The following is a 16,568-nucleotide window of genomic DNA, read 5'->3' as shown; positions in this document are numbered from 1 at the left end:
GGCGTCCGCCGCGGCGGAGGCCACCCGGGAGGGCTGACCGCGGCGCCGCCCCGGACACCGGCCCCCGGGCCGGCCACGGGCGGCGGCCGCCGGTGCGGGTCGGTGCGGAAGGCCGCTAGCCTCACCGCATGAGCAAGCCGCCGACCCTCACCCTGCCCCCCGGTGCGCGGGCGTACCGACTGGCGACCGCGCGCGGCGGCTTCGCCGTGCACGACGCCGGCGAACCGCGCGCCGGAACGGCCCTGCTGGTGCCGGGGTTCACCGGCAGCAAGGAGGACTTCATCACCCTCCTCGCCCCGCTGGCGCGGCAGGGCTTCCGGGTGGTGGCCGTGGACGGCCGCGGGCAGTACGAGACCGGCGGCCCGCGCGAGGAGGCCGCCTACGTCCAGGACGAGCTGGCCCGGGACGTGCTCGCCCTGGCGGAGGCGCTCGGCGGGGACGTCCACCTGCTGGGGCACTCCATGGGCGGGCTGGTCGCCCGCGCCGCCGTGCTGCGGGACGCGTCGCCCTTCGGGTCGCTGACCATCATGAGTTCCGGGCCCGCCGCCATCTCCCCCGCCCAGCAGGCCCGCACCAGACTGCTGCTGGAGGCGCTGGCGGCGATGGACCTGGAGGCGGTCTGGCGGGCGATGCGCGACATGGACCCGCCGGAGGCCGCCGACAGCGCGACCCCGCCCGCCGTGGCCGAGTTCCTGCACCGCCGCTGGCTGGCGAACGTCCCCGAACAGCTCCTCGTCACCGGCCGCCAACTGCTCGCCGAACCGGACCGGGTCGCCGAGCTGGCGGCCGTACCCCTGCCCAAGCACGTGCTCTCCGGCGCGGTGGACTACGCCTGGCCGGTGCCGCTGATGGACGAGATGGCACGGCGGCTGGACGCCCGGCGCACGGTGATCGACGGCGCCGAGCACTCCCCGGCCGTCGAGCGCCCCAAGGAGACGGCGGACGCCCTGGCGGCCTTCTGGCACGACTGCCGGGCGGCCGGCGCCGGCCCGGCCCGGCAGGTCAGCCGTTCCCCTGGAGGAACTGCGTGACGCCGCCCGCGATCTGCTGGACCGCGATCGCCGACAGCAGCATCCCGGAGAGCCGGGTGACCAGGACCACGCCGCCGTCCTTGATGACGCGGATGATCAGCAGCGAGTACCGCATCACCAGCCACAGCACGACGTGGAGCACGGCGATCGCCGACCACACCGAGAGCTGACCGCCCAGTCCGTCCGCGCGCTGCACGGCCAGGATGACGGAGACGATCGCGCCGGGCCCGGCCAGCAGGGGCGTGCCCAGCGGTACGAGCGCGGCGTTGACGTCCTTGCTCTGCTTCGGCTCGTCGCTCCGGCCGGTGAGCAGGTCGAGCGCGACCAGCAGCAGCAGGAGCCCGCCCGCGACCATCAGCGCGGGGATCGACACGTGCAGGTAGTCGAGGATCTGCCGGCCGAAGAGGCCGAAGGCGGCGATCACCCCGAAGGCGACCAGGGTGGCCTGGAGGGCCATCTTCCGCTGGACCTTGACCGGACGGCCGGAGGCGAGGGCCAGGAAGATCGGGATGATGCCGGGCGGATCCATGATCACGAAGAGCGTGACGAAGACGGATCCGAAGACAGCGAAGTCGAACACGGTGGTGCCTTGCGCGGGGTCGGACGGCGGATCGGGCAGCGGATCGGACGGGGGTCAGGCGGAGACGGGTGCCGCGCCTGATCCCCGGGCGGCGATCTCGGCCCAGACGTCGGGGTCGGTGGTGTGCTCCCCGAGCCGGCAGGTCTTGCGGGTGCCGTGGTAGTCGCTGGATCCGGTGGTCAGCAGGCCGAGGTCGCGGGCGATGCCGCGCAGCCGGTCGCGGGTCGCGGCGTCGTGGTCCATGTGGTCCACCTCGACGCCGTCGAGCCCGGCGGCGGCCAGGTCGGCGATGGCGCTCTCCGGCACGCACCGGCCGCGCTTGACGGCCAGGGGGTGCGCGAGGACCGCGACCCCGCCCGCGCCCTTGACCAGGCGGATCGCCGTGAAGGGGTCCAGCTCGTGCTTCTCGACGTACGCCCGGCCGTCGTTGGCGATCCACTCGGCGGTGAAGGCGTCAGAGACGGTCTTGACGACGCCCAGTTCCACCATCGCGGTGGCAATGTGCGGGCGGCCGACCGCGCCCTCCCCGGCGATCTCGGCGACCCGCTCCCAGGTGATGGGCACGCCCAGCTCGCGGAGCCTGGCCACCATGGCCCGGGCGCGCGGGACCCGGTCGTCGCGGACGAGTTCGCGCTCGCGCGCCAGCTCCGGCTCGTCCGGGTCGAACAGGTACGCCAGCATGTGCAGGCTCACGCCGTCCAGCCGGCAGGAGAGTTCGGCGCCGGGGACGAGGGTCAGGCCCTCGGGCAGTGCCCCGGCGGCCTCGGCGTGCCCCGCGACCGTGTCGTGGTCGGTCAGCGCCACCACGTCCAGTCCGGCGGCCGCGGCGGCCCGCACCAGCTCGGCGGGGGTGTCCGTACCGTCCGACGCGGTCGAGTGGGTGTGCAGGTCGATGCGCACGGCAGGGGCTCCCACGGCGAACGGCTGAAACGGACACTTCAGAATAGAGCACCGCTCCCACCGCCCCTCGCGGCGGGCGGTCCCTCCCCGGCGGGCGCCCCGGGCCGGTTCAGGGGCCGGAGGGCGCGTCGAGCAGCCGGGGGGACAGCGCCCCGCACGGCACCAGCTCCACCTCGGCCCCCGCGTCCCGCAGATCGGTGAGCACCAGTTCGTCGTAGATCAGCAGCCCGGACTGCTCGGGCCAGATGATCGCCCACAGCCACAGTCCGCACGCCTCGCCCGCGAACACCGCGCGGTCGTCGGGGGTGTCGCCCACGAGCCACAGCGGGGTGGGCCGCCCGGTGGCGAGGACCTTCGCGTGCGGCGGTTTGCCCACGTCCATCAGCGGGCCGGGGTCGGGACCGGGCACTCCGGCGAAGCGCGCGCCGAGTCCGACGCCCAGCTCCTCGGCGACGAGCAGCAGTTCGCCGGGGCCGCCGAGCGGTCCGGGGCCCGAGCAGGCGACGGCGGTGGCCCGGCCGCCGCTCCGGTCGTCGCCCGCGTAGGCGATCCCGGTGAACAGCCAGCCTATGGGCAGCGGCCAGGGCATCCACACCGGGACCCGGGCCCGGTGGAGCACGACGCCGAGCGCCTCGACGCTCGGCGGGAGGACCGGCTGCAGCGGGTGCACCGTGCCGTGCACGCCGCACTGCCAGGAGTCGGCGAAGAGACCGGGTGCCCGGACACGGCCACCGCACTTCGGGCAACTGGGTTCGCCCCTCATGGAGCACCACGGTCCTCCCCGGGCGCCGCCGCGTCAAGGACGATCACTCATACGGATCGTGTACGGATCGTGCGGTCCGCGCGCTCCGCCCGAGCCCCCGTCAGTTCCCGCCGGGTTCCCGCCCGGTTCCCGCCGGGTTCCGTTCAGTCCGTCAGCGGTACGGACGCGCGCCGGGGATCGCGCAGGTCCGTCCCGTGCGCCAGCCAGCGCTCCCGCAGCGCCGCCGCACCGTGCACCCGCTTCCAGGCGGCCTCGTTGGGCGTCATCGGCAGCAGGGGCAGGAAGCGGACGGGGTCCATCGGCGGATCCAGTTCCAGGTCCTCCACCAGGCCGCCGCCCTCGGCGACCAGCACGGAGGTGAAGGGCGCCTGCGGCCACAGCGGCTCGCCCACGTCCAGCGAGGCGCCGGGGGCCACGACCACCCCTTCGACCTGCGGGGACGCGGCCAGCACGGCGAGCGGGCGCAGCACCTTGTCGGTGTCGGCCGACCCGGCCCGCACCGTCAGCACCAGCTCGGTGCGGGGGCCGCGTTCGGGGTCGGCCAGGGCGGCGGCGGGGTCGGTCATGGGCGCGGCGGACATCCCGAGGGTGACGTAGCGCACCACGCCGTTCCCGTCGCCGTCCGAGCCGGTGAAGCGCAGCACCTCGATCCGGTCGGTGCCCAGGAACGTCACCGCGGCCCGCGCGTCGGGCTCTCCCAGGGCGGTGCGCAGACGGGCTTCGACCAGCCGGAGAACGTGTGCCATACCGCGAGCATAGATCGTGTATGGATCAGGCAAAGAGGGTATGCGGGAACCCCAGGGCGGTACGGCGGGGGTCCCGTGAGTGCTACCGTTGACTGCTGGTCAAGGCGTGTACGGAGATTCCCCCAACGGGGACCGGCCGGAGGAGGTGGGGCTGCGATGGATCCGAGTCGACCGTGCAGTACCAGCTGCTCTTCCGCCCGGCAGCCACGTTCCCGCGCCTGAGAGTCTTCCGTCTTCCCTCCCTCCATCCGCCACCGGGCGGTGAAACCTGCGGAAGACCTGCTTCTCCCCCGCGGACCGGCTTCGCGGAAGAGCGCGTGAGTTCTTGCTCGACCGACGTTCTCAGCGAATGCCGCCTGTGCGCACGGTTCGCGTGGTGCCCGCTTTGCAGACCTCCGGCCTCCGGCCTCCGTAGGTCCCCATTCCGGGCAGCGCTGCGCCCGTCGACGGCGGCTCGGCACGCGAAGGAGCCCAGCATGTCGATGATCCGTGACCTGCGCGCCGCGGTCCGCCCCACCCTGCGCCGGGGCGTCCGTTCCCCCTACCCCCACGACAGCGCCGGCGACTCCACCGCCACCAGTGCCGTCGTGGACTGCGCCGTCTACCGCGACGGCCGCCGCCTCGCCAAGCACCTGTCCCCCGCCGAGGCCCTGCGCGCGCTGCGCTCGCGGGAGTGCGAGGGGACCGGGGCGTTCGTGTGGATCGGTCTGCACGAGCCCACCGAGCAGGAGTTCGCGGGCATCGCCCGCGAGTTCGGCCTCCACCCGCTCGCCGTCGAGGACGCCGTGCACGCGCACCAGCGGCCGAAGCTGGAGCGCTACGACGACAGCCTGTTCACCGTCTTCAAGACGATCCACTACGTCGACCACGCCGAACTCACCGACACCAGCGAGGTGGTGGAGACCGGCGAGGTGATGTGCTTCACCGGCCGGGACTACATCATCACCGTCCGGCACGGCGGCCAGGGCTCGCTGCGCACGCTGCGCCACCGCCTGGAGGACGACCCCGAGCTGCTGGCCAAGGGTCCCTCGGCCGTGCTCCACGCCATCGCCGACCAGGTGGTGGACGGCTACCTGGCGGTCGCCGGCGCGGTGCAGGACGACATCGACGAGGTGGAGATCCAGGTCTTCTCGGAGGCGGGCAAGGGCCGCCGCGGGCGCGACGCGGGGCGGATCTACCAGCTCAAGCGCGAGGTGCTGGAGTTCAAGCGGGCGGTCTCGCCGCTGCTGCGGCCGATGCAGCTGCTGAGCGAGCGGCCGATGCGGCTGATCGACCCCGACATCCAGAAGTACTTCCGCGACGTCGCGGACCACCTGACCCGGGTGAACGAGCAGGTGCTCTCCTTCGACGACCTGCTCAACTCCATCCTCCAGGCGAACCTCGCCCAGGCGACGGTCGCGCAGAACGAGGACATGCGGAAGATCACCTCGTGGGCGGCGATCTTCGCCGTCCCGACGATGATCGCCGGGATCTACGGCATGAACTTCGACTACATGCCGGAGCTGCAGTGGAAGTACGGCTACCCGACCGTCATGGCCGTGATCGCCGGGATCTGCTACGCCATCCACCGCGGCTTCAAGCGGAACGGCTGGTTGTAGGGGGCGCCGGCCCGGTGTTCGCCCGGACCACCAGGCCCAGGCCGAGCAGGATCACCGCGAGCGCCCCGTAGACGGCCGCGGGCGGAGCCTGCCCCAGCCAGAGCGCCGCGATCAGCGCCGCGCCCGGCGTCTCCAGCAGGATCGCCGTCGAGGTGACCGACGGCCCCAGGCCCCGCACCACCCGGTTGATCAGCGAGTGGCCCAGCAACTGCGCGGTGAGGGTGAGCAGGGCGAGCTTGAGCCAGGTCTCCCCGCCGTAGCCGCCGAGGTCCGCTCCGAAGGCCAGGCATGCGGCCAGCAGCAGCACGGCCGCCGTGGTGTAGCAGACGCAGGTGTAGGCGGTGGTGGAGACCGTGCGGCGCACCTCGGCGCCGAGCAGGACGTACCCGGCCGCCGCCATGCCGCCCGCCAGCGCCAGGGCGTCGCCGGCCAGGGCGCGCGGCGAGAGCGTCAGGTCGATGCCGGTGAGGAGCACCACACCGGCGAAGGCCACGGCCGTGCCCGCCCAGACCAGTGCGGGCGGCCGGTGGCCGCGCAGCCGCAGCAGCAGGGTGGTCCAGATCGGCGTGGTGGTGACCAGCGCGGTCGAGGAGGCGACCGAGGTCATGTGGAGGCTGGGCAGCCACAGCGCGAAGTGCAGGGCGAGCAGCGCCCCGGCGGCCACGGCCAGCGCGGCCGTCCGGCGGCCCATGGAGCGCAGCTCGGCCCGGTGGCGGACGAGGGCCAGCGGGGCGAGCGCGCCGACCGCCATCGCGTTGCGCCAGAAGGCGATGGCCAGGGCCGGTGCGGCGGTGGCCGCGATCAGGGGCGCGGACAGCGAGATGCCGGAGACGGCGACCGCCAGCAGGAGGAGGTCCACTCCGGTGCCCGGGTGCCCGGTGGTGGTGCCGGACGCCGGGCCCGCGGGGGCGGCGGGCGTCTCGGCGGTGCGCACGGGTCTCCTCCCGGGAGGTCTCGGGGATGTTCTGGGGCGTTCGCCGTCCTCCGCACGGCTCATCCCAGCGTAAGGGTCCCGGCGCAAGGGGCGGAGCCGTGCGGCGGGGCCGGTCCCGCCGGCTGCCCGGGCTGCGGGGCGGGCGGGGGCGGGCGGGGGCGGCCGGTGCGGCGGTAGGGTCGCCGTATGGCCACCACGTCCGTCCCCGCGCTCGACCTGGCGCTGATCGAGGAGTCGGCGAAGAAGTCCGCCCTGGTGTGGGTGCGCGGCCCCGAGGGGCCCGACCGCGCCCTGTGGCACGTCTGGCACGACGGGGCCGTCTGCCTGGTGGGGGACGGCCCGGCGGAGCAGCCGCTGGCCGGGCTCGGGCTCGTTCACCAAGGCACCGCCACGGTCACCGCGCGCAGCAAGGACAAGGGCGGTCTGCTGGTCGTCTGGCCGGCCCGGGTGGTGGAGCTGTCCCCGGACGGCGAGCCGTGGCGGGCCGCGGTGGCCGAGCTGGCGGGCAAGCGGCTCAACGCGCCGGACGCCGTGACGATCGCCGAGCGCTGGGCCCGGGAGTGCCGGGTCCTGCGGCTGGAGCCCGCCGGAGCGCTCCTGGAGGGGCCCGGCGCGATGCCGGACGGCCCGCGGGCCGCCGCCCCGCTGCCGACGGCGGCGACCACGCGCCGGCCGGCCCCGGCGGGGCTGCCGAAGCTGCTGCTGCGCCGCGGGCGCCGCACGGGCTGAGACCGGACGCGGAGGGCCGGACGGCGGGCCACGCGGGGCCGCCCGCCGTGCTCGCCCCGTGCACGTTCACCCCGCGCGCACCCCCTCCGGGCTCACTCCGCGGCCGAGATCCTCCTGCCGTAGTCGACGACCTGCTCCTTCGCCGGGGCCCGCAGTGTGAACTCCTTGTCCCACTCGGTGAGTTCGACCACGCCCGCGTCGCCGCCGCGCTCCAGCCGCAGCGGGTACGGCTTGCCGATCAGCGCGACGCTGAGCACCCCGCCGTCGCCCTTCGCGGCCCGCACCTCGATCGTCCGCACGCCCTCGACCTCGTCCCGGTCGCCGGTCTCCCGCTTGCCGTGGAGGGCGAGCAGCCCGTCGAGCAGCACGTCCTTGTCCGTGAAGCCGCTGAGCTGCTTGTAGGCGGGGTCGCCGGGCGGCACCTTGACGTACTTGCCCTCCAGCTTGCGGGCCGCCGACAGGTCGGTCTCGGTCGGCTCCCTGTCGCCCTGCCCCTGGTCGACCCAGAAGTCGGCGTCGGCCTTGAGGTAGAGGTCCTCACCGACCCGCAGCAGCTCGAAGCGGGGGCCGCCCTTGGCGGAGACCTCGCCGAGACCGCCGTTGTCCTTCAACCGCATGTCCAGGCGGTAGGTGCGGCCCTTGCTGATCACGCTGCCCGACAACCGTACGGACCCCGCCGCCAGGGCGGCCCTGCGGGCCTTGTCCTCGATCTTGGCGGCGGGGAGTCTGCCGACCCCGTTGGTCCCCTTGTCCGGGTCCTCCGAGGCGCATCCCGCGAGCACGACCGTCAGCACCGCGAGGACCGCCCCCACCACCGCCGCACTCCGGGCACGAACACCGTGGACCCACGCAGTCACGTCCGCTCTTCCTCCTGAAGTCGGGGGCAGGAACCGCACCTTACCGGGGGCGCCGAGCACGAACGGAAGACGGCCGTCCGGCCCGTACCGCCGGACGGGACCGGACGGGGCGCGTTAACCTGAAAGCCGCATTCGGGTCATGTCTCCCATGCAGGCACTCGGCCGCACATGGGTACACGGCACACGGCAGCACACACCGGAACGCACGAGCGAGGAGCGGAGGGCAGGCATGGCGCTGGGCGCCCCGCGGGTCTTCGTCTCACACCTCTCCGGCATCGCCGTCTTCGACCCCGTCGGGGACCAGGTCGGCCGCGTGCGGGACGTGGTGGCGATGCTGCGCGTCGGCAACCTCCCGCCGCGCGTGCTGGGACTGGTCGTCGAGGTGATCAGCCGGCGGCGCGTCTTCCTCCCCATGACCCGGGTGACCGGCGTGGAGTCGGGGCAGGTGATCACCACCGGCGTGGTCAACCTGCGGCGCTTCGAGCAGCGGCCCACCGAGACCCTGGTCCTGGGCGAGCTGCTGGACCGGCAGGTGACGCTGGTCGAGACGGGCGAGAAGGTCACCGTGCTCGACGTCGGCCTGACCCAGCTCCCGGCGCGCCGCGAATGGCTGATCGACAAGGTCTTCGTGCGGCGCGGCAAGGGCGGCGCGCTGCGGCGGCGCGGGGAGACGCTGACGGTCGAGTGGTCCGCGGTGACCGGCTTCTCGCTGGAGGAGGAGGGCCAGGGGGCGGCCAACCTGCTGGCCGTCTTCGACCAGCTCCGTCCGGCCGACCTCGCCAACGTCCTGCACCACCTGTCGTCCAAGCGCCGCGAGGAGGTCGCCGCCGCGCTGGACGACGACCGGCTGGCGGACGTGCTGGAGGAGCTGCCGGACGACGACCAGGTGGAGATCCTGGGCAAGCTCAAGGACGAGCGCGCCGCGGACGTACTGGAGGCGATGGACCCCGACGACGCCGCCGACCTCCTCTCCGAGCTGCCCGAGAAGGACAAGGAACGGCTGCTGCGGCTGATGGAGCCGCAGGACGCGGCACCCGTACGGCGGTTGCTGACGTACGAGGAGCACACCGCGGGCGGCATGATGACGACCGAGCCGATCGTGCTGCGGCCCGACGCCACGGTGGCCGACGCCCTGGCCAGGATGCGCGTGGCGGACCTGCCGGCGCCGCTGGCCGCGCAGGTGTACGTGTGCCGGCCGCCGGAGGAGACCCCGACGGGGAAGTACCTGGGCCTGGCGCACTTCCAGCGGCTGCTGCGCGAACCGCCCGGCACGCTGGTCGGCGCGGTGGTGGACACCGATCTGCGGCCGCTGCCGCCGGACACCCCGCTGTCCACGCTGACCAGCTACCTGGCCGCCTACAACATCGTGGCGGCGCCGGTGGTGGACGAGGGCGGATCGCTGCTGGGCGCCGTCACGGTCGACGACGTCCTGGACCACCTGCTGCCGGAGGACTGGCGCGAGGCGGCTGCCCGGGAGGCGATCGGGGTACGCGGTCCGCACGAGACCGAGCACGAGAGCCAGGGGGAGGACCCGGGGAACGCCGATGGCCGATAGGGAACGGGACGAGCGCATGGCGCGCAGGGAACGCGAGCGGAGCCTTCCGCCGGTCACCGGGCGGGGGCGCCGGGCACGGCTGGACCAGCCCATGGTGCCGCGCCGCAGCCCGCTGCCGGAGTACGACCCGGAGGCCTTCGGACGGCTGTCGGAGCGGATCGCCCGCTTCCTGGGCACGGGGCGGTTCATCGTCTGGATGACGGTGGCCATCATCCTGTGGGTCGCCTGGAACACGCTGGCCCCGCGGCCCCTGCGCTTCGACGAGTACCCGTTCATCTTCCTGACGCTCATGCTGTCGCTCCAGGCGTCGTACGCCGCCCCGCTGATCCTGCTGGCCCAGAACCGGCAGGACGACCGGGACCGGGTCAACCTGGAGCAGGACCGCAAGCGGAACGAGCGCTCCATCGCCGACACCGAGTACCTCACCCGGGAGGTCGCCGCGCTGCGGATGGGGATGGGCGAGGTCGCCACCCGGGACTGGATCCGTTCGGAGCTGCAGGACCTGGTGAAGGAGCTGGAGCAGCGCGGCCTCGTGGAGCCGGCCGCCGACCGCGGGCGGGACAGGTCCCGGTGAGGCGGGCGCGGCGGCCCGGGGGGCTGTGACGCGGGGGCTGTGACGCGGGGGCTGTGACGCGGCGCGGTGAACGGGCCGGAGGCCGCTGCCTTCGGTGTCACCGCCGGCGCGCCGTACCATCGGGGCATGGCTACTGACACGTCCGCGGCACGCAGCGGAGCCCCCACCGAGGACGCGGTCCGCGCCGCGCTCGCGACCGTGAACGACCCGGAGATCCACCGCCCGATCACCGACCTGGGCATGGTGAAGTCGGTGGAGATCGGGAGCGACGGCTCGGTCGCGGTCACGGTCTACCTGACGGTCTCCGGCTGCCCGATGCGCGAGACCATCACCTCCTCCGTGACCGAGGCGGTCCGCGGTGTGGCGGGCGTCACGGACGTGAGGGTCTCCCTGGACGTGATGAGCGACGAGCAGCGCCGCGAGCTGGCCGCCTCGCTCCGCGGCGGCCAGGCCGAGCGGGAGATCCCGTTCGCGAGGCCGGGCTCGCTGACCCGGGTGTACGCGATCGCCTCCGGCAAGGGCGGCGTCGGCAAGTCCTCGGTGACGGTCAACCTGGCGGCGGCGATGGCGGCCGACGGCCTGAAGGTCGGTGTCGTGGACGCCGACATCTACGGCCACTCGGTGCCGCGCATGCTGGGCGCGGAGGGCCGGCCGACCCAGGTCGAGAACATGATCATGCCGCCGTCCGCCAACGGCGTGAAGGTGATCTCGATCGGCATGTTCACCCCGGGCAACGCCCCGGTGGTGTGGCGCGGGCCGATGCTGCACCGCGCGCTCCAGCAGTTCCTCGCCGACGTCTACTGGGGCGATCTGGACGTGCTGCTGCTGGACCTGCCCCCGGGCACCGGCGACATCGCCATCTCGGTGGCGCAGCTCATCCCGAACGCCGAGATCCTGGTGGTGACCACCCCGCAGCAGGCGGCGGCCGAGGTCGCCGAGCGCGCCGGGTCCATCGCCGTGCAGACCCACCAGAAGATCGTGGGCGTCGTGGAGAACATGTCCGGGCTGCCCTGCCCGCACTGCGGCGAACTGGTCGACGTCTTCGGCACGGGCGGCGGCCAGCGCGTCGCCGACGGGCTGAGCAGGACCACCGGCACCACCGTCCCGGTGCTGGGTTCCATCCCGATCGACGTGCGGCTGCGCGAGGGCGGCGACGAGGGCAGGCCGGTGGTGCTGACCGACCCGGACTCCCCCGCGGGCTCGGCGATCCGCGCGATCGCGGGCAAGCTGGGCGGGCGCAAGCGCGGACTGTCCGGCATGTCGCTGGGGATCACCCCGCGCAACAAGTTCTGAGGCCGCGGGCCCGAGGGCCTGATGGCCCGTCAGGGGCGGCGCGCCACCGGGCGCGCCGCCCCGTGCCGTACCGCCGGCGCCGCCGTGGTGATCCGGCGGTCAGTGGCGGTAGGTGGTGATGTCCTTGATCACCGAGAAGCCCAGTCCGTACGCGCTCATCCCCCGCCCGTACGCGCCGATGTGCACGCCCTCCCGGGTCGGGCCCGCCAGCACCCACCCGTACTCCGACTCCCGGTAGCGGAAGTCGGTCGGGGTGCCGTCGACCGGCAGGGACAGGGTGGACCAGGCGGGACCGTCCAGGTCGTCCGCCAGGTCCCAGGCGATCGCCGTCTGCTGGTCGAGCCACTGCTGCCGGAGCCCGCGCTCCATTTGGGTGGGCCAGGTACATGACAGCAGACCCGACCCGGCCAGCCAGGCCGCCGACGAGACCGAGGTGGCCTCCAGGACGCCCGTGCCGTCGGGGCTGCTGCGCACCGGACGGTCGACGACCGTCACGACGACGACGAACCGCTGGTTGTGCGGGCCGGCCTCGGACCGGAAGGAGGGCTCCTCCCCGTGGCCGGTGGAACCGTGCTCCACCGTGCCGTCGGCGGCGGCGCCCACCCGCATCAGCCAGCGCGGACCGGTGAAGGCCTCGTCGAGGCCGTACCAGGGGAAGCTGGCCATCAGATAGCCATCGATCACCCGGTCCGCCCCGGACGCGGACGCGCCCAGCGGCCCTGCCCGGCCCGTCGTCTCCATCTGTGCGACGCCTCCTCGTGTGCCCCGTGTCGTGGTGGGCCCGCCCCCTCGGGCGGCCCGGCCTCGGACACAGGGAGGATAGCCACCCTTGTCCGCCGAATCGGACAGGACCGGCTGTGTTCTACGGGAGGTGGCCCTCCCGGTTCACCGGCGAGGAGTGCGTCAGGTGGCGTCCGCGTCGAACGGCGGCGGCTCGTCCCCGGCGGCCGGGCCGTCCTTGCGGAGCCGGTCGGCGGAAGGGCCGCCCTTGCGGAGCCGGTCGGCGGAAGGGCCGCCCGGGGCCGCCGTTCCCGCGGCTCCGGCCGCCCCCGCGGAGGTGCCCGGGGAGTCCTTGGCGCCGCCGGGGGCGATCTCCCTGCCGTTGACCGCGTCCGTGACCTCGGCGAGCTCCTGGCGCAGGTCGAAGCCGTTGCGGATCTCCTTCAGGCCCAGGTCGTCGTTGTCCAGCAGGTGCTTGCGGGCGAAGTTCTTGGGGTTGAGGTCCTCGAATTCGAAGTCCTTGAACTCCGGCCCCAGTTCCCTGCGGATGTCGTCCCGGGCGTTGTCCGAGAACTCCCGGACCTTGCGGATGAACCGGGCGACGTCCTGGATGACCTTCGGCAGCTTCTCCGGCCCGAAGACAAGGACCGCCAGGATGATGAGCGCGATCAGCTCCAGGGGCCCTATGTCGAAGAACACCGTGCAGCTCCCTCAGATAAGTCCACGACCCGTGCGGCCACAGTCACGGTACCCGCCCGGCGCCCCGGGGCGGGAGTCACCGCCGCGAACAACGGTCGTCACGGCGGCGGTCACGGCCCGGTCGCCGAGCCGAGGACGACCGTCACGGACCTCTCCCGGCCACCGCGCTCGACGGTCAGTTCCAGCCGGTCGCCGGGGCGGTGGCTGCGGATCTTCACGATCAGCTCCTCGCCGCCCCGCACCCGGGTGCCGTCCACCGCGGTGATGACGTCGCCCTCCTCGATCCCCGCCCGGTCGGCCGGTCCGCCCGGCACGACGGGCGTGCCCGCCTGGCCGGGGGCGAGGCCGACCCGGGCGCCGTCGCCGGAGTACTCCATGTCGACTGTGACGCCGATCACCGGATGGGTGGCCCGGCCGGTGTTGATCAGCTCCTCGGCCACCCGCTTGGCCTGGTTGACCGGGATGGCGAAGCCCAGGCCGATGCTGCCGCCGCGGCCGGTCTCCGGCGCACCGTCGCCGGCGGCGCGGATCGCGCTGTTGATGCCGATGACCCGGCCGCGGGCGTCCATCAGCGGGCCGCCGGAGTTGCCGGGGTTGATCGGGGCGTCGGTCTGCAGCGCGTCCACGTAGCTGACGTCGCTGCCGTCGTGCTCGCCGCCCGCCGTGATGGGACGCTCCGTGGCGCTGATGATCCCCGCGGTGACCGTGCCCGCCAGGTCGTACGGCGCGCCGATCGCCACGACCGGGTCGCCCACCCGCACCGAGTCGGAGTTGCCCAGCGGCAGCGGGTGCAGCTCGTGGCTCCCCTCCACCTTCAGCACGGCCAGGTCGTAGCCGCTGTCGGTGCCGACGACCTCGGCGGCGGCGGTCTCGCCGTCGTTGAAGGTGACCCTGATCTCACCGCCGCCGCCCGCGGGCTCCACCACGTGGTGGTTGGTGAGGAGGTGGCCGCGCCGGTCGAGGACGAAGCCGGTGCCGGTGCCCCGCTCGCCGGAGCCCCGGACGTGGATGGTCACCACGCCGGGCAGGGCCCGCTCGGCGATCCCCGCCACGCTGTCCGGGGCGCGGTCGATGTCCTCGGCGGGCGCCTGGGGCAGCTCGACGGCGCCGAGCCCGCCGTGGCGCTCCAGATACGCACCGAAACCGCCGCCCACGCCTCCGGCGAACAGCGCCAGGACGACGGCCGCGGCGACCGTCCGGCTTCTGCGCCGGCGCGGCGGCACCGGCGGTGCCGGGGGCGGGAGCTGCGGGCCGTACGGGGCGGGCGCCGGCGCCGGCGGCACCGGGGACGGCGCCGAGGATGGCGGGGCCCACGGGTCGTACCGCGCGAACGGTGCGCCCGGGAGCGCCGCGGCCTCCTGTGCGGGGGCCTGCGGCGGCAGCCGGGTGCCCTGCGCGGGAGTCGCCACGGGCCGCTGGACGGGCGGTGCGGGGGCCCAGGGGCCCGGACCGCCGTAGGGCGGCGTGCTGTACGGGTCCTCCGCGTGCAGCGGCCGCGGCGCGGCCTCGGTGGTCCGGCCTCCTCCCACCGGGCGCGGGGCGGAGGTCCCGCGTGGACGGCTCCACCACGTCGGCTGCGGCCCGGTGGCCTTCCCCTCGTCCATGCTCTCTCCACATTCGCCCGCGCCGCCCTGTGCGCGGACCAGCACCACATCGCCACGATTCAACCAGGCCCCGGCCACCGGGCGCGGGCAGGCCCGCCGGAGGCGCCGGAAGCGCCCCCGGCGGAGCCGGAGGGAGAGTCCGCGCCCCGGTCCGTGCCCGGGGAGGACCGGCGTGGGCGGCCGGTCAGCGGCCCGGTGCGGAGGCGGTGGACGTGGGGGCCGCGACGGTGACCGTGACGGAGGGCGACGCGTCGGCGAACGGCCGGCCCACGGGGGCGTGCTGCCCCGACAGTCCGGTGTCCAGCCGCTGGGCCGTGTACTGGGTCGGACGTATCAGGGGCGGGTGCACCGTGGGGGACACGTCGAGCACCGGTACGGTCATCGGCCCGTACTGCCACGGCCGGGGCGTGTACCCGGACTCCGGCGGGGCCGTGGACCGGGTGGGCGAGGGCACCGGCGTCGGCGCCGTGGTGGGCCCGCTCAGCGTGCCGACCTCCTCCCGGCCGCGCCCGCCGGACCGTTCACCGCCGCGTTCCGCGCCGGCCGCGGCCGTGCGCAGGGGGCTGGCCGCCGTGGCGCCCTCCCCGCCCGTGGCCGTCGTGGGACCGCCGGTGGCGGAGGTCAGCGCCCCGCCGATGGCGAAGGCCGCCAGCGAGACGGCGCCGGCCGCCGCGAAGGCGAAGCGGCGCCCGCGCGAGGACGTCCGGTCCGGTTCGTGGATGCGGAACCCCCGGTCGGGGGTGAGCATGCTGCGGGACGGCAGGTACTCGAAGTCCCAGGCGGATCTGGGCCGGTCTATCGGCCCCTCCGGCGGATCGTCGTCAAGGCCTCCGGGGAGCCCCTGGAGCCGCGCGAGGAACCCCTCCGAGGGGGGCGGGGGCGCGGCGTCGGCGAAGACGCTCTTCAGCCTGCGCTGGGCGTCGGCCTCCGCCTTGCAGGTGTGGCAGGTCGCGAGGTGGGCGAGGACCCGCTCGCGCGTCTCGTGCTCCAGCTCGCCGTCCACCAGGGCCGCCAGACAGTCGCCCAGGTGCTGTTCGGCCGGGGTCGGTTCCATGTCGTAGTCGTATGTGCCACTCACGCGGTGCCGCCCTCCGCGTTCACGGCACCGGGGAGCGCTCCGGCCAGCGCGCGCTGCTCGGCGCGTGCCTCGGGCGACCGGTGCTTGAGAGCCTTGCGCAGGTGGGAACGGCCGCGGTGGATGCGGCTGCGGACCGTGCCGAGCTTCACGCCGAGCGTCGCGGCGATCTCCTCGTACGACAGCCCTTCGATGTCGCAGAGCACCACCGCCGCCCGGAACTCCGGGGCGAGCGTGTCCAGGGCCTGCTGGATGTCGGCGTCGAAGTGGGTGTCGTTGAAGTGCTGCTGCGGCGAGGGCTCACGGCTGGGCAGCCGCTCGGCCGCGTCCTCGCCGAGCGCGTCGAAGCGGATGCGCTGCTTGCGCCGCACCATGTCCAGGAACAGGTTCGTGGTGATGCGGTGCAGCCAGCCCTCGAAGGTGCCGGGGGTGTACGTGGACAGCGAGCGGAAGACCCTGACGAAGACCTCCTGGGTGAGGTCCTCGGCGTCGTGCTGGTTCCCGGTGAGGCGGTACGCGAGCCGGTAGACGCGCCCGCTGTGGGTGCTGACGATCTCCTCCCAGGTGGGAGGCGTCCACGCCGGAGCGCCCGCGTCGGTGGCGAAGGTCGCGGTGGTCGCGGAGTCGGCGGCGTGGCGGTGGTCAGCGGTGTCGTTCACGGATTTCGGCTCGCCGGACGACCTGAGAAAGCGCCTCAGCACTCCCCGGTCACCGGCCGCAGCCGCACCTCCCCTGTCGGCTCTGGTGGTGTCCAGTGGAGCCCCTACCATAGCCACCTCGCCCGTTAGCTCCGGATAAGCTTCTTTGACCGTCTTTTGGTCTTGTGCCATGTACGTTCCCCCGCCGCCTGCCGTACGGCCTCGTCCTTGACCAACGCGCGGTCCCATCTGCGGGTTCCCGACGGCAGCGG

The 16,568-nt window shown here is 74.1% G+C and carries 17 protein-coding genes; 6 read left to right on the top strand and 11 right to left on the bottom strand.

The features are described 5' to 3' along the window. Positions 1 to 128 precede the first annotated feature (128 nt). Entirely contained in the window at positions 129 to 1,031 is a 903-nt protein-coding gene (locus VE546_RS07820) for an alpha/beta hydrolase (protein WP_324919973.1), read from the top strand. Here the strand turns inward: VE546_RS07820 and VE546_RS07815 are convergent. The 4 genes from VE546_RS07815 to VE546_RS07800 all read right to left on the bottom strand — a co-directional run bounded on the left by VE546_RS07815 (position 1,003) and on the right by VE546_RS07800 (position 4,020). Next, a complete protein-coding gene (locus tag VE546_RS07815; RefSeq protein WP_324919971.1) occupies positions 1,003 to 1,611 on the bottom strand; it encodes a MarC family protein in 609 nt (202 codons plus the stop codon). The two genes, VE546_RS07820 and VE546_RS07815, sit on opposite strands and share 29 nt — an antisense overlap. 54 nt (positions 1,612 to 1,665) lie before the next feature. After that, a complete protein-coding gene (locus tag VE546_RS07810) occupies positions 1,666 to 2,511 on the bottom strand; it encodes a PHP domain-containing protein (RefSeq protein ID WP_324919968.1) in 846 nt (281 codons plus the stop codon). 109 nt (positions 2,512 to 2,620) lie between these two features. Continuing rightward, complete coding sequence (locus VE546_RS07805; RefSeq protein WP_324919967.1) at positions 2,621 to 3,274, bottom strand: DUF6758 family protein; 654 nt, start codon at positions 3,272 to 3,274, stop codon at positions 2,621 to 2,623. A 143-nt stretch (positions 3,275 to 3,417) separates the two neighbouring features. Continuing rightward, a complete protein-coding gene (locus tag VE546_RS07800; protein ID WP_324919965.1) occupies positions 3,418 to 4,020 on the bottom strand; it encodes a suppressor of fused domain protein in 603 nt (200 codons plus the stop codon). Between the two features lie 476 nt (positions 4,021 to 4,496). Here VE546_RS07800 and corA point away from each other — a divergent pair, with 476 nt between their 5' ends. Further along, positions 4,497 to 5,618 (top strand): magnesium/cobalt transporter CorA, encoded by a 1,122-nt coding sequence (gene corA / locus VE546_RS07795; protein ID WP_324919963.1) that lies wholly within the window; start codon positions 4,497 to 4,499, stop codon positions 5,616 to 5,618. Here the strand turns inward: corA and VE546_RS07790 are convergent. Then, positions 5,596 to 6,552 (bottom strand): DMT family transporter, encoded by a 957-nt coding sequence (locus VE546_RS07790; RefSeq protein ID WP_324919961.1) that lies wholly within the window; start codon positions 6,550 to 6,552, stop codon positions 5,596 to 5,598. The genes corA and VE546_RS07790 overlap by 23 nt on opposite strands. 186 nt (positions 6,553 to 6,738) lie before the next feature. Between VE546_RS07790 and VE546_RS07785 the strand changes: the two genes are divergently transcribed. After that, complete coding sequence (locus tag VE546_RS07785; RefSeq protein ID WP_324919959.1) at positions 6,739 to 7,281, top strand: hypothetical protein; 543 nt, start codon at positions 6,739 to 6,741, stop codon at positions 7,279 to 7,281. Between the two features lie 92 nt (positions 7,282 to 7,373). On the opposite strand, the gene VE546_RS07780 is transcribed toward VE546_RS07785, so the two are convergent. Further along, positions 7,374 to 8,138 carry a hypothetical protein gene (locus VE546_RS07780; protein ID WP_324919958.1) on the bottom strand — a complete coding sequence of 255 codons (765 nt, stop codon included), beginning with the start codon at positions 8,136 to 8,138 and terminating at the stop codon, positions 7,374 to 7,376. A gap of 229 nt (positions 8,139 to 8,367) precedes the next feature. On the opposite strand from VE546_RS07780, the gene VE546_RS07775 reads away from it, so the two are divergent. The 3 genes from VE546_RS07775 (at position 8,368) to VE546_RS07765 (ending at position 11,560) form a co-directional block, all read left to right on the top strand. Continuing rightward, positions 8,368 to 9,693, top strand: a complete 1,326-nt coding sequence (locus VE546_RS07775) for a magnesium transporter MgtE N-terminal domain-containing protein (RefSeq protein WP_324919956.1) — start codon at positions 8,368 to 8,370, stop codon at positions 9,691 to 9,693. Positions 9,694 to 9,709: 16 nt separating this feature from the next. Next, positions 9,710 to 10,267, top strand: a complete 558-nt coding sequence (locus VE546_RS07770; RefSeq protein ID WP_324920002.1) for a DUF1003 domain-containing protein — start codon at positions 9,710 to 9,712, stop codon at positions 10,265 to 10,267. A gap of 126 nt (positions 10,268 to 10,393) precedes the next feature. Beyond that, on the top strand, positions 10,394 to 11,560 hold the full coding sequence (locus tag VE546_RS07765) for an Mrp/NBP35 family ATP-binding protein (protein ID WP_324919954.1): 1,167 nt from the start codon (positions 10,394 to 10,396) through the stop codon (positions 11,558 to 11,560). 99 nt (positions 11,561 to 11,659) lie between these two features. Here the strand turns inward: VE546_RS07765 and VE546_RS07760 are convergent, their stop codons facing one another. The 5 genes from VE546_RS07760 to sigE all read right to left on the bottom strand — a co-directional run bounded on the left by VE546_RS07760 (position 11,660) and on the right by sigE (position 16,428). Beyond that, positions 11,660 to 12,301 (bottom strand): hypothetical protein, encoded by a 642-nt coding sequence (locus tag VE546_RS07760; protein WP_324919952.1) that lies wholly within the window; start codon positions 12,299 to 12,301, stop codon positions 11,660 to 11,662. A gap of 162 nt (positions 12,302 to 12,463) precedes the next feature. Then, a complete protein-coding gene (locus VE546_RS07755; protein ID WP_324919950.1) occupies positions 12,464 to 12,979 on the bottom strand; it encodes a sec-independent translocase in 516 nt (171 codons plus the stop codon). 110 nt (positions 12,980 to 13,089) lie between these two features. Next, a complete protein-coding gene (locus VE546_RS07750; protein ID WP_324919948.1) occupies positions 13,090 to 14,583 on the bottom strand; it encodes a S1C family serine protease in 1,494 nt (497 codons plus the stop codon). Positions 14,584 to 14,767: 184 nt separating this feature from the next. Next, a complete protein-coding gene (locus VE546_RS07745; RefSeq protein ID WP_324920000.1) occupies positions 14,768 to 15,637 on the bottom strand; it encodes a zf-HC2 domain-containing protein in 870 nt (289 codons plus the stop codon). 20 nt (positions 15,638 to 15,657) lie between these two features. Next, complete coding sequence (gene sigE / locus VE546_RS07740) at positions 15,658 to 16,428, bottom strand: RNA polymerase sigma factor SigE (protein WP_324919946.1); 771 nt, start codon at positions 16,426 to 16,428, stop codon at positions 15,658 to 15,660. Positions 16,429 to 16,568 lie beyond the last annotated feature (140 nt).

The organism is Streptomyces sp., from assembly GCF_035644915.1.
Taxonomy (GTDB): Bacteria; Actinomycetota; Actinomycetes; order Streptomycetales; family Streptomycetaceae; genus Streptomyces.
This window is presented reverse-complemented; position numbering and strand designations above follow the sequence as displayed.